This window comes from Pseudonocardia lacus (assembly GCF_018531445.1).
Lineage (GTDB): Bacteria > Actinomycetota > Actinomycetes > Mycobacteriales > Pseudonocardiaceae > Pseudonocardia > Pseudonocardia lacus.
In genome coordinates, this window is sequence record NZ_JAHDTH010000228.1 from 1 (window position 1) to 12,531 (window position 12,531).

At 75.0% G+C, this 12,531-nt stretch carries 12 protein-coding genes and 1 pseudogene; 3 read left to right on the plus strand and 10 right to left on the minus strand.

Annotated features, from left to right (window positions below):
* From KIK08_RS32865 to egtA, 7 genes and pseudogenes are all read right to left on the minus strand, one after another.
* Window positions 1-532 (minus strand): annotated as a pseudogene (locus KIK08_RS32865) (hypothetical protein); the annotation flags it as partial.
* A 91-nt stretch (window positions 533-623) separates the two neighbouring features.
* A complete protein-coding gene (locus KIK08_RS32870) occupies window positions 624-1,091 on the minus strand; it encodes a cupin domain-containing protein (RefSeq protein WP_214407214.1) in 468 nt (155 codons plus the stop codon).
* Window positions 1,078-1,593 (minus strand): nitroreductase family protein, encoded by a 516-nt coding sequence (locus KIK08_RS32875; RefSeq protein ID WP_214407215.1) that lies wholly within the window; start codon window positions 1,591-1,593, stop codon window positions 1,078-1,080. The genes KIK08_RS32870 and KIK08_RS32875 overlap by 14 nt, the downstream gene beginning before the upstream one ends.
* A gap of 54 nt (window positions 1,594-1,647) precedes the next feature.
* Window positions 1,648-2,652, minus strand: coding sequence for an L-histidine N(alpha)-methyltransferase (gene egtD / locus KIK08_RS32880; protein WP_214407216.1), 1,005 nt, complete (start codon window positions 2,650-2,652; stop codon window positions 1,648-1,650).
* A gap of 40 nt (window positions 2,653-2,692) precedes the next feature.
* The gene (egtC, locus tag KIK08_RS32885; RefSeq protein WP_214407217.1) at window positions 2,693-3,442 is read right to left on the minus strand and encodes an ergothioneine biosynthesis protein EgtC; all 750 of its coding nucleotides are present in this window, start codon (window positions 3,440-3,442) and stop codon (window positions 2,693-2,695) included.
* Window positions 3,443-3,446: 4 nt separating this feature from the next.
* Window positions 3,447-4,826, minus strand: coding sequence for an ergothioneine biosynthesis protein EgtB (gene egtB, locus KIK08_RS32890; RefSeq protein WP_408004768.1), 1,380 nt, complete (start codon window positions 4,824-4,826; stop codon window positions 3,447-3,449).
* 148 nt (window positions 4,827-4,974) lie between these two features.
* Window positions 4,975-6,291, minus strand: coding sequence for an ergothioneine biosynthesis glutamate--cysteine ligase EgtA (gene egtA, locus KIK08_RS32895; RefSeq protein WP_308258039.1), 1,317 nt, complete (start codon window positions 6,289-6,291; stop codon window positions 4,975-4,977).
* 111 nt (window positions 6,292-6,402) lie between these two features.
* On the opposite strand from egtA, the gene KIK08_RS32900 reads away from it, so the two are divergent.
* Window positions 6,403-7,029: a TetR/AcrR family transcriptional regulator gene (locus tag KIK08_RS32900; protein ID WP_214407218.1), complete on the plus strand. Its 627-nt coding sequence runs from the start codon at window positions 6,403-6,405 to the stop codon at window positions 7,027-7,029.
* A 20-nt stretch (window positions 7,030-7,049) separates the two neighbouring features.
* On the opposite strand, the gene KIK08_RS32905 is transcribed toward KIK08_RS32900, so the two are convergent.
* From KIK08_RS32905 to KIK08_RS32915, 3 genes are all read right to left on the minus strand, one after another.
* Window positions 7,050-8,945 (minus strand): ABC transporter ATP-binding protein, encoded by a 1,896-nt coding sequence (locus KIK08_RS32905; protein WP_214407219.1) that lies wholly within the window; start codon window positions 8,943-8,945, stop codon window positions 7,050-7,052.
* A gap of 300 nt (window positions 8,946-9,245) precedes the next feature.
* A complete protein-coding gene (locus KIK08_RS32910; protein ID WP_028932228.1) occupies window positions 9,246-9,455 on the minus strand; it encodes a helix-turn-helix domain-containing protein in 210 nt (69 codons plus the stop codon).
* Window positions 9,456-9,774: 319 nt separating this feature from the next.
* Entirely contained in the window at window positions 9,775-11,406 is a 1,632-nt protein-coding gene (locus KIK08_RS32915; protein ID WP_214407220.1) for an ABC-F family ATP-binding cassette domain-containing protein, read from the minus strand.
* Window positions 11,407-11,534: 128 nt separating this feature from the next.
* Between KIK08_RS32915 and KIK08_RS32920 the strand changes: the two genes are divergently transcribed.
* Both KIK08_RS32920 and KIK08_RS32925 read left to right on the plus strand, forming a co-directional pair.
* Window positions 11,535-12,311 (plus strand): SDR family oxidoreductase, encoded by a 777-nt coding sequence (locus tag KIK08_RS32920; protein WP_214407221.1) that lies wholly within the window; start codon window positions 11,535-11,537, stop codon window positions 12,309-12,311.
* Window positions 12,308-12,531: FAD-dependent oxidoreductase (locus tag KIK08_RS32925; protein ID WP_214407224.1), on the plus strand; the 224-nt coding region annotated here is incomplete at its 3' end. The genes KIK08_RS32920 and KIK08_RS32925, both read left to right, overlap by 4 nt.

Below are 12,531 nucleotides of genomic sequence, written 5' to 3' on the forward strand. Positions count from 1 at the left end.
ACTGGCCGGCGTGCGTGATCGGGCGGGGCGCGAGCCGCAGGAACGCACGGTGCGACGTCACGCTCGACGGGCGCTCGCCGTCCGCGGTCACCTCGACGCGCGCCCCCTCCGGCGCCACCGCGGCCAGCACCCCGCTCGGCGCGCTGACCAGCAGCAGCGCCCGGTCGACCGGCACCGCCACCCGCGGGTCGGACACCTCGACCGTCGACGGGCCGGCCGCGCACACGAACGGCACCTCGGCCTCCAGCATCGTCACCGACGTGCCCGCGCTGACCAGCTGGGCCATCGGCCGCCACTCGCCGCGCTCCGGGTAGCCCCCGGAGAGCCCGGCGGCCTCGAGCGCGGCGGCGCACCGGTCGAGGCTCTGCGCCACGACGGCGAGGGCCTGCGGGGCCGGGCGCACCGGGGCCGGCGGCGGCCCCGGCCCGCCGCTCTGGCCCGAGCGGGCCGGCAGCAGCACGGCGAGCACCGTCGCGGCCGCGACGGCAGCCGCGAGCCAGGGCGCCCGACGCGCCCGGCCGTCCGCATCCATCGGCCACCCCCGACAGGCGCGCGGAACCGGACATTGCCGACCCTCATGGTGGCACAGCGCACAACGCCTACGCGCAGTCGAACGGACCCACCTACTCCGCCGGGTGCCCCGGATCGACCCAGGGCACGTGCTCGGGGTCGGCCACCCCCTCGATGTCGAGGTTGACCACCACCGGCTCCTGCCCGCTGCGCGTGAGCACGCACTCCAGCGGCTCGTCGTCCAGGGCGTTGATCTCCTGGTGGGGCACCCACGGCGGGACGAAGATGAACCCGCCCGGCCCGGCCTCCGCGGCGAACTCCAGCCGCTCCCCCCAGCGCATGCGGGCCCGCCCGCGCACCACGTAGATCACGCTCTCCAGCTCGCCGTGGTGGTGCGCGCCCGTGCGGGCGCCCGGGTGGATGGTCACAGTGCCGGCCCAGAGCTTGCGGGCGCCGACCCGCTCCCCGTTGACCGCGGCGGCGCGGTGCATGCCGGGGGTCTGCGCGGTGTTGGTGTCCAGGGCGTCGGCGGGCACGACGCGCACGCCGTCGGTGCGCCAGCACGGGTCACCACTTGCCACGGTGCACCACCTCGTCGAAGGGCCGGCGGGAGAGCTTCACCGGCGGGCCCAGCGGGCGGTCGGCGGGGTAGCCCAGCCCGATCAGCGCGACGCCGGAGTGCCCCTCGGGCATGCCGATGATGCGCCGCAGTGCCTCCTGGTCGTGGATCGAGGCGTGGCCGCTGCCGATGCCCAGGTCGGTGGCGGCGATCATCATCGCCATCGTGGCCTGGCCGAGGTCGTAGCGGTCGATGGCCACGAACCGCTGCTCCTGCGGGTCGGGCACGGTCAGCACGATGGTCGCGCGGCTGCCGGGGATGAACCGGGCGCCCTGCCACACCGTGGCCAGCTCGGCGAGCTGGTCGCGGTCGGTCACCACGACGAAGTCCCACGCCTGGCGGTTCTTCGCCGACGGGGCGCGCCACCCGGCCTCCAGGATCCGGTCCAGGTCCGCCGGTTCGATCGGCTGGTCGGTGAAGGTGCGGACGTTGCGCCGCGCCCGGATGGCGTCCCAGGTCTGCATCCCCGCGACGCTACGCCGCGCGCGGCCGGTGATCGACGGTCTCGCGGGGGCCGATCACGCCGCGGTCGCCAGCGACAGGGCGTGGCGCTCGTCCGGGTCGGTCCACACCCGGGTCAGCGCGAACCCGGCGCCGGCGAACAGCGCCCCGAGCCGGTCGGCGCGGAACTTCGCCGACACCTCGGTGCGCATCTGCTCGCCGCGGGCGAAGTCGACGCTCAGGTCGAGCTCGGGCAGGCGCACGGTCATGGCGCGCTCGGCGCGCAGCCGCATCTCGATCCACTCCCGCTCGGCGTCCCACAGCGCCACGTGCGTGAACGCGTCGACGTCGAAGTCGGCGCCCAGCTCCCGGTTGAGCACCCGCAGCACGTTGCGGTTGAACTCGGCGGTCACGCCGGCGCCGTCGTCGTAGGCCCGCACCAGCACCTCCGGCTCGACGACCAGCCCGGTGCCCAGCAGCATCTGCTCCCCCGGCTCCAGCACGGCGCGCAGCCCGGTGAGGAACCGGTCGCGCTCGGCGGGCAGCAGGTTGCCGATGGTGCCGCCCAGGAAGGCGACCATCCGCCGGGTCCCGCCGGGCAGCGGGGTGTGCCGGCCGCCGGGCAGGCGGTCGAGGTGGCGGGTGAAGTCGCCGACGACGCCGCGCAGCCGCAGCCCGGGGTACTCGTCGGCCAGGGTGCCCATGGCCTGGCGCAGCGCGGACTCGCTGACGTCCTGGGGCACGTACCAGCGCAGGCCGCCGCCGGGGTGGGCGGGCGAGGTGAAGGCGTCGAGCAGCAGCCGGGTCTTGGCCGACGAGCCCGACCCCAGCTCGACGAGCACGTCGGCTCCGGAGACCGCGGCGATCTCGTCCGCCGAGCGGTCGAGCAGGGTCCGCTCGGTGCGCGTGGGGTAGTACTCGGGCAGCTCGGTGATCCGCTCGAACAGCTCGCTGCCGCGGGCGTCGTAGAACCACTTCGGCGGCAACCACTTCGGGGTGGCCGTGAGCCCGGCCAGTGCATCGGCGCGCAGGGCGGCGTCGGCGTCGCTCTCGGTCAGGTGGACGTCCAGCAGGAGGGTCATGGGGCTCCGGTCGTCGGGGTGGCCCGCGCACGCCGGCCGGTCAGGCGGCGGGCAGCGGGATCGTGCGGCAGTGGCCCGGGTGGGCCACCACGAGGTGCCGGTCGGGCACCTTCGTCCAGGTCTCGGGGTCGTCGAGGGGCTCGGAGGCGACGAGCGCGGCGGCGTCGGCGGCGCGCACGGACAGGGCGTGGTCCCAGGCCGTGGCCCAGATCCCGGTGCCGTCGGTGAGCAGCAGGTTCAGCCGCGACCCCGGGGCCGCGGCGGCCACCGCGACCACGACCTCGCCCAGCGCGGCGCCCGGGTCGGCGCCGCGGCGCAGCCGGTCGCGCACGAGCGCCCAGAGCAGGGCGGCGTCGGTCGGCGCGTCGAGCGTGAGCAGGTCGGTCACCGGGAGCTCGCGCGCCGCGGCGGCGACCGAGCCGGGCCAGCCGCGGACCACCCCGTTGTGGCTGAACAGCCAGCGGCCCTCGGCGAACGGGGCCGCCGCCGGGGCGGTGACGGGCATCCCGATCGTCGCCGAGCGCACCGCGGCCAGCAGCCCGGTCGAGCGGGTGGCCGCGGCCACGGCGGCGAACGAGCCGTCGGTCCAGATCGGCGACGCGCTGCGGTAACGCACGGCGTCGGAGCCGGGGCCGGGGTACCAGCCGGCGCCGAAGCCGTCGGCGTTGACGGTGCCGCCGCCGCGCATGTCCGAAGGCGCGTAGGACTGCACGAGCAGCCCGTGCGCCGGCTCGATCACCAGCGACGACAGCGTGACGGGCGGACCGACGTAGGCCAGGTGGCGGCACACGCGGCTAGCGGTCGCCGGGTCGGGCGTCGCGGGCCAGCCGGAACCCGCTGAAGATCTGCCGGCGGATCGGGTGGTCCCAGTTGCGGAAGGTGGCGCGGATGGCGGCGGGGTCGGTGCCGAACGAGCCGCCGCGCAGGACGCGGTAGTCGCCGCCGAAGAACACCTGCGAGTACTCGGGGTAGGGGAAGACCTCGAAGCCCGGGTACGGGTGCCAGCCCGACGCCGTCCACTCCCACACGTCGCCGATGAGCTGGTGCACGCCCAGCGCCGATGCCCCGGCCGGGTAGGCGCCGACGGGCGCCGGGCGCAGGTGGCGCTGGCCCAGGTTGGCGTGCGCCGGGGTCGGGTCCTGGTCGCCCCATGGGTAGCGCCGCGAGCGCCCGGACGCCGGGTCGAAGCGCGCGGCCTTCTCCCACTCGGCCTCGGTGGGCAGGCGCTTGCCGGCCCAGGCCGCGTAGGCGTCGGCCTCGTGGCAGCTGACGTGCACCACGGGCTCGTCGGCGACGAGCGGCTCGACCACCCCGAACGCGCGGCGGAACCACTCGCCTGCGCCGTCGCGCAGCCAGAACTGCGGGGCGGTGAGCCCGGCCTCGGTGCGGTGGCGCCATCCGGCCTCGGTCCAGTGGCGCGGATCGTGGTAGCCGCCGGCCGCGACGAACTCGGCGTACTCGCCGTTGGTGACCGGCGCGGTGTCGATCCAGAAGGCGGGCAGGTCGACGACGTGCCCGGGGCGCTCGTTGTCCAGCGCCCACGCCTCGGTGGAGGTGCCCATGGTGAACGGGCCCGCGGGCACGAGGACCTCGCGCGCGGGCAGCGGGCGCCCGGGCGGCGGGGCGGGCGCCCGCAGGACGGGGCCGCCCGCGCGCAGCTGGTGGGTGGCCAGCATGGTCTCGTCGTGCTGCTGCTCGTGCTGCACGATCATCCCGAAGGCGAAGCCGTGCTCCTCCAACCGGCGCCCGGCCAGCGGGCTGGCGTGCAACGCGTCGAGGGCCTTCTCGCGCACCTCGGCCACGTACGCCCTGGCCTCGGGCGGGGTGAGCAGCGGCAGGGCGACGCGGCTGGCCCGGGAGTGCTGGAACGCGTCGTAGAGCCCGTCGATCTCCGGGCGCAGCGGCTCGCGGCCGCCGACGTCGCGCACCAGCCACAGCTCCTCCTGGCTGCCGATGTGGGCCAGGTCCCAGACCAGCGGCGACATCAGCGGCGAGTGCTGGGCGAGCAGATCGGCCTCGTCGACGGCGTCGGTCAGGGCGGTGGAGCGGGCGCGCGAGGCGGCCAGCAGCTCGGCCACGCGGGTGCGCAACTGCTCGGCGGTGAGGTCGGTGAGGTCGGTGAGGTCGGTGAGGTCGGTGACGGCGGGCGCGGTGGCGGCCACGGTCTCGGTCACGGTGTCTCCCCTGCGGGTGTCGGGTACGTCTCCCGGTACGGGCTCATCACTCCCCCGCTGCGCCCGGTCGGCGACGAGCGGGGGCACTGGTCGGTCGCGCGGTGTCGATCGCACCGTGTCGGTCGGTGGACGGTCGGCCCGGGCTCGCTCATGACGGCTCCGGGTCGTCGGCGGGACAGCGCCCGCGCAGCACCTGTCGCTCGATCATGTCGTCGAGGTCGTCGACGACCCAGCCCGGCGAGCCCAGCGCCGGCTGGCGGTCGCGGGCCAGCTCGAACACCGACGCGGCCGCCCTGGCCAGCACGCGGTCGGCCAGCCCGTGGCGGGCGCCGGAGACCCAGCGCCCCGCCGCCGGCTCGCAGACGTCGCGGACCCGGTCGGTGACGGCCGGGTCGGACAGCAGCCCGGCCAGCACCGCCACCGGCAGCGCCCAGCGCCTACCCGGCTGGGCGTCGACGTAGCGCACCTCCAGGTGCCCGCGCGGGCGGACCGGCGGGAACAGCGTCGAGACGTGGTAGTCGAGGTCGTCGACCGTGGGGCGGCGCAGCCCGGGGGCGCCGCGGATCCAGTCGGCGAAGGTCAGGCCGTCGGGCACGATCCAGCGGTCGGTGCCCTCGCGGACGCAGAGCACCGGGCTGTGCAGCACCCGGCGGGCCCACGCCGCGGCCGGGTCGGTGTCGGCGACGTCGGCGATCGCGGGGGGCGCGGTGCGCGTCGGGTCGGCGCGCAGCCAGCTGGCCCAGCGGGCCGACTTCCAGCCGGTGCGCCTGCCGTGCAGGTCGGGCGAGTTGGCGAACGCGGCCAGCAGCACCGGGCCCACGGCGTGCAGCGCGGCCCAGCGCCCGCCCACCGCGGTGGTCTCGCCGGCGTCGAGGCCGACCTGCACGGCGGCGGTGGCGCACATGCTGCTGCGCCCGTACGGACCGACGCGGTCGAAGGCCTGCTCCATCGCGCGGTAGCGGGGCACGTCCAGCAGGCGCACCGGCGGGCGGACGGGGTCGGCGGCCCGGTCGAGCGGGGCCAGCCCGACGGCGGCGACCCGGTCGTGCAGCACGGCGGTGTCGGCGCTGACCGCGGCGGTGAGCCGGGCGAGGTCGGGGAAGGGCTTGCTCGCGAGCTCGAGCTGGCCCCCGGGCTCGACGGTGACCTCGGAGCCTTCGGGGAGGGGGGAAGCGGGTGAGGCGGGGTTCATCGTGGTCGGGGCGTGCGGGCCGAGCGCCGCGGTCAGCGCGGCGGCGTCGGTCGGCACGAGCGGCGCGAGCGGCCGGTGCAGCAGCCACTCCAGCTCGACGCCGACCAGCCGCGGGGGGCCGTGCTTGAAGCACACCGACGCCACGTACGCCTCGGCGTCGGCGCAGTCGTGCAGCACCGAGGGGCCGGGATCGGGGGCTGGATCGGTTGCGGCGGCGTGCAGCGGCGCCTCCGCCGACTCCTCGGGTGGCGCCCAGCCCAGCTCTGTACCCACGCGGAACGACGCTACGCCTGATGGAGCACGGATGCAGGCGAAAGGCGAGCGCGCTTTCGCCGGACCGTGCAGCTAGCAGTACGCCCGTCCGGTGAGCGCTATCCTCGCCGGGTGCCCCGGGTCAGCGCCGAGCAGCTCGCCGCGCGCCGCGCCCGGATCCTGGACGGCGCGCGCTCGTGCTTCGCCCGCCACGGCTACGAGGGGGCCACGGTGCGCCGCCTCGAACAGGCCGTGGGGCTGTCCCGCGGGGCGATCTTCCACCACTTCCGCGACAAGGAAGCGCTGTTCCTGGCCGTCGCCGAGCAGGACACCGAGCGCATGGCCGACATCGTCGCCGAGCAGGGCCTGGTGCAGGTGATGCGCGAGCTGCTCGCGGCGCCGCACGAGCTGCAGGCCGGCTGGGCCGGGACGTTCCTGGAGATCGCCCGCCGCGGGCGCACCGACCCCGGCTTCCGCGAGCACTGGCGGCGCAGCGCCGACGCGCTCACCGCGGCCACCCGCCAGCGGCTGCGCCGCCAGGCCGCGGCCGGCACCGTGCGCGCCGACGTCGACGAGGCGGTGCTGGCCCGCTTCCTCGAACTGGTGCTGGAGGGCCTGGTCTCCCACGTGGCGATGGACCTGCCGCTGGGCGAGCTGGGCGCGGTGCTCGACCTGGTGGAGGGCTCGGTGCGGGTGCCGCGGAGCAGCCCCGGGGGCAACGGCGCGCGCCCGGTCGGCCCGTCCGGTAGGGCGGGCTGAGCGGACGAGCAGGTCGGGCTTCAGGCCCGGGGGGCGACCAGCCGCGGACCGTTCGCGCTCTCCCCCGCGAACTGGGTGCGGTGCAGCGCGGCGTAGCGGCCCCCGGCCGCGATGAGCTCGTCGTGGGTGCCGCGCTCGACGATCCGGCCGTGCTCGACGACGGCGATCAGGTCGGCGTCGCGGACCGTGGAGAGCCGGTGCGCGATGACGATCGCCGTGCGCCCCTGCAGCGCCTCGCCCAGCGCCTCCTGCACCGCCACCTCCGATTCGGAGTCCAGGTGCGCGGTGGCCTCGTCCAGGATCACCACGCGCGGCCTGGCCAGCAGAAGCCGGGCGATCGTGAGGCGCTGGCGCTCGCCGCCGGAGAGCCGGTAGCCGCGCTCACCGACGACGGTGTCGAGCCCGTCGGGCAGGGCGTCGAGGACCTCGCCCAGGCGGGCGCGGCGCATCGCCTCGACGATCTCCTCGTCGCTCGCGCCGGGCGCGGCGTAGGCGAGGTTGGCCCGGATCGTGTCGTGGAAGAGGTGCCCGTCCTGGGTGACCACGCCGACCGCGCCGCGCACCGCGGCGAAGCTCAGCTCGCGCACGTCGACACCGCCCAGCTCGACGGCGCCGCCGTCGACGTCGTAGAGGCGCGGGACCAGCGCGGCGATCGTCGACTTGCCCGCGCCCGACGGCCCGACCAGCGCCACGACCTGCCCGGCGCCGACCTCCAGGTCGATCCCGTGCAGCACCTCCTCGCCCGCCCGGTTGTCGAGCACGGCGACCTCCTCCAGCGAGGCCAGCGAGACCCGGTCGGCGCCGGGGTAGCCGAAGCGCACGTCGCGCAGGCGCACCCCGAGCGGGTCGGGCGGCAGGTCGCGGGCGTCGGGTCGCTCGGTGATCATGGGCCGCAGGTCGAGGACCTCGAAGACCCGCTCGAACGACACCAGCGCGGTCATCACGTCGACGCGGGCGTTGGCCAGCGCGGTCATCGGCGAGTAGAGCCGGGTGAGCAGCAGGGCCAGGGTGACCACGGTGCCGGCCTCGATCTGCCCGGTGACGGCCAGGTAGCCGCCCAGGCCGTAGATCAGCGCCTGGGCCAGCGCCGAGACCAGCGACAGCGAGGTGACGAACACGCGAGTGGCCATGGCGGTGCGGATGCCGATGTCGCGGACGCGCTCGGCGCGCCCGCGGAAGCTGGCGGCCTCCTCGACCGGGCGGCCGAACAGCTTGACCAGCGTGGCCCCCGCCGCCGAGAAGCGCTCGGTCATCTGGTTGCCCATGGCCGCGGAGAGGTCGGCGTTCTCGCGGCGCAGGTCGGCGATGGTGCGGCCCATCCGCCGGGCCGGGATGACGAAGATCGGCAGCAGCACGAGCGCGAGCACGGTGACCTGCCAGGCCAGCGTCATCATCACCGCCACGGCCAGCGCCAGCTGGATGACGTTGCTGAGTACCGAGCTCACCGTGCCGGTGATCGCGGTCTGGGCGCCCACGACGTCGTTGTTGAGCCGGCTGACCAGCGCGCCGGTGCGGGTGCGGGTGAAGAACGCCACCGGCATCCGCTGCACGTGCTCGAAGACCGCGCCGCGCAGGTCGACGATGAGCCCTTCGCCGATGCGCGCGGAGAACCACCGCGTGGACAGCCCGACCAGCGCCTCCAGCACCGCCAGGCCGGCCACCCCGCCGGCCAGCAGCACCACCGTGCGGGCGGCGTCGGGCCCGCCGCCGATGATCGCGTCGACCACGCGCCCGGCCAGCACGGGCGTGGCCACGCCGATGGTCGCCGAGACGACCGTCAGCGACAGGAAGCCCGCCAACAGGCGCCGGTAGGGCCGGGCGAACCGCCAGATGCGCGGGAGCGTCCCGCGCTTGATCGAGGTGGGCGCGTCGACCGCGCGGGTGGCCCCGCGCATCATCCCCCAGACGCCGTCCATGCGCGCCCTCCTTCACCATTACACCGTTGCACGCGCACGGCTCAACGCCGCCGGCGGCGCGGAGCATCCCGCGCCCGACGATCGAACCCTCGCACGGACCCCTGACGCCCGCGCCGTCGCGTTTGCGGTGTGCACCCCCGACGCACCGCGCGCACCGGTTGGCCGCCGCGCGCACGTCGGAACGTGTGCGCGGCGGCCAACAGGTGCGCGCGATGGACGCGGTCGCTGCCGCGTTACGCCATCCAGCCAGCTAGCTGCGGCCGAATGGGTGAAGCTGAGGTGGCGGTGTGGACGGTCGGGCTACTTCTTCTTGGTGCGCGTCGCGCCCCCGCGCCCGCGCAGCGTGACCCCGGTTTCGCTGAGCACGCGGTGCACGAATCCGTACGACCGCCCGGTCTGCTCGGCGAGCGCCCGGATGCTGGCGCCCTTCTCGTACTTCTTCTTCAGGTCCGTTGCGAGCTTGTCCCGCTGGGTCCCGGTGATTCGGGCACCCTTCTTCAGATCGGCCACGGCCCCAGACCTCCTCTAACCCCCTCAGCGGACCTTCCGCCGAGTTGTCGCCCCCGGTGTCCGGCAATGATCTCCAGGGTGACAGGGGCGGACCAGGAGATCCATTCGATGATCGGTGAGCGGTTCGGCCGAACGGATCACGCATGCGGGTGATCGTTGAGGAGCCCATTACGTGCTCGTCACCCCGACGCGACGTGCTGGTCACCCCAGAAGTGGATCGAGTCAGGGCATGATCGGACACCCGGTGCTGCGATCCCGGTCACACTGGGATCTTCAGTAGCCGTTCGGGTGGACCTGGGTCGGGCAGCAAATCGCCCGATCAGGCCAACTGGACCAGTTCGAGATAGTCGGCCGACCAGAAGTCCTCGGTGCCGTCGGGCAGCACGATCACCTTGTCCGGTTCGAGCGCCTCGACCGCTCCGGAATCGTGCGTCACCAGCACGACCGCCCCGTCGAATCGGCGCAGCGCGTCGAGCACCTGCTCGCGACTGGCCGGGTCGAGGTTGTTCGTCGGTTCGTCGAGCAGCAGCACGTTGGCCGCGCTGGAGACCAGCCCGGCCAGCGCCAGGCGCGTCTTCTCGCCGCCCGAGAGCGTGCCGGCCGGCTGGGAGAGCTGGTCGCCGGAGAACATGAACGAGCCGAGCAGCGTGCGCAGCTGCTGCTCGGGGGTGTCGGGCGAGGCGTGGCGGATGTTCTCCCACACCGACGCGGACAGGTCCAGGGTGTCGTGCTCCTGGGCGTAGTAGCCGGTGCGCAGGCCGTGCCCGGGCACCACGCGCCCCGCGTCGGCGACCTCGGTGCCGGCCAGCAGGCGCAGCAGGGTGGTCTTGCCGGCGCCGTTGAGCCCCAGCACCACGACCTTGGCGCCGCGGTCGACCGCGAGGTCGACGCCGGTGAAGACCTCCAGCGAGCCGAACGCCTTGGACAGCCCCTCCGCGGTGAGCGGGGTGCGCCCGCACGGCGCGGGCGCCGGGAACCGGATCTTGGCGACGCGGTCGTGCTGGCGCTCCGGGTCGAGCCCGGCCAGCAGCTGGTCGGCGCGGCGGGCCATGTTCTTGGCCGCGACCGCCTTGGTGGCCTTGGCGCCCATCTTGGCCGCCTGGGTGTGCAGCGCCGCGGCCTTCTTCTCGGCGTTGGCCCGCTCGCGACGGCGGCGCTTCTCGTCGGTGGCCCGCGCGTCCTGGTAGCGCTTCCAGTCCATGTTGTAGACGTCGACCTCGCCGCGGGTGGCGTCGAGGAACCAGACCTTGTTCACCACCGCGGCCAGCAGCTCGGTGTCGTGGCTGATGACCACGAGGCCGCCGTCGTGCGCGGACAGGAACGAGCGCAGCCAGGTGATCGAGTCGGCGTCGAGGTGGTTGGTGGGCTCGTCGAGCAGCAGCGTGGTGGCGCTGGGCGCGCCGCCCCCGCCGCCGTCGGAGGCCGCGAACAGGATGCGGGCCAGCTCCACGCGCCGGCGCTGGCCGCCGGACAGGGTGGCGATCTGCTGGTCGAGCACGCGCTCGGGGAGGCCGAGGTGGGCGCAGATGCGGGCCGCTTCGCTCTCGGCGGCGTAGCCGCCCAGCGCGGAGAACCGCTCCTCGATGCGCCCGTACTCGCGCACGGCCTTCTCGTTCTGCGGGCCGTCGACCAGCTCGGCCATCGCCGACTGGGCCTTCTCCATCTTGCGCAGCATCTCGTCGAGGCCCCGCGCCGAGAGCACGCGGTCCTTCGCCGACACCGTGAGGTCGCCCTCGCGGGGGTCCTGCGGGAGGTAGCCGACGGCGCTGTTGGCCGACACGGTGCCCGAGTAGGGCTCGCCCTCACCCGCGAGCACCCGCATCGAGGTGGTCTTGCCCGCGCCGTTGCGCCCGACCAGGCCGATCCGGTCTCCCGCCTGCACGCGCAAGTTGGCCCCGGACAGCAGGATCCGGGACCCGGCGCGCAGTTCCAGGTCGGTGGCGGTGATCACGAGGAGGCACTCCAGAGGGGTTCCGGTTCGGCGAGTGTGCGGCGTCCGCGGGGACGGCCTACCCGATCCGGATCACACCTCCAGCGTACCGACCCTGTCGCGGCACTTCGGACCGTAGGGTCCCAGCCATGACTGATCTCACGGGCAGGGCCGCCCTGGTGACCGGGGCCAGCCGCGGAATCGGCCTGGCCATCGCGGCCGAGCTGCTGTCGAGGGGGGCGTCGGTGACCATCACCGCGCGCAAGCCCGACGAGCTGGCCGCGGCGGCCGACAAGCTCGTCTCCGACGCCGCCGGCGGCGACTCGGCGCGCGTGCTCGCGGTGGCCGGCAACGCCGGCTCGGACGAGTCGCGCGCCGAATCGGTCGACCGGACCGTCGAAGCGTTCGGCAACCTGTCCATCCTGATCAACAACACCGGCATCAACCCCAGCTACGGCCCGCTCGTCGAGGCCGACCTCAACGCCGTGCGCAAGATCTTCGACGTCAACGTCGTCGCCGCGCTGGGCTACGTCCAGCTCGCGCACCGGGCCTGGATGGGCGAGCACGGCGGCGCGATCGTCAACGTGGCCTCGACGGCCGGGCTGCGCTCGACCGGCATGATCGCCGCCTACGGCGCCTCCAAGGCCGCGCTCATCCGGCTCACCGAGGAGCTGGCCGCCCAGCTCGGCCCGGGCATCCGGGTCAACGCCATCGCGCCGTCAGTGGTGAAGACCAAGTTCGCCGCCGCGCTCTACGAGCGCGGCGAGGAGGCGGTGGCCGCCGGCTACCCGATGAAGCGGCTGGGCACCCCCGAGGACATCGCCTCGCTGGTCGGGTTCCTGGTCTCGGACGCGGCGTCCTGGATCACCGGGGAGACCGTCCGCATCGACGGCGGCGTGATGGCCACCGGCGGTGGTGGCGGCTGAGCGCCACAACGTCGCCCGGCACGGCACCCGGCAAGTCACCCGGCACGGCCCCCGACGTCGCGGTCGTCGGGGGCGGGCCCGCGGGGCGGGCACTGGCCGCCGCCTGCGGACGCGCCGGGCTGCGCACGGTGCTGGTCGACCGCGCCCCGGACGCGCCGTGGCGGGCGACGTACGGGGCGTGGGCGGCCGAACTGCCGGCCGACCTGCCGCCCGCGGTGGT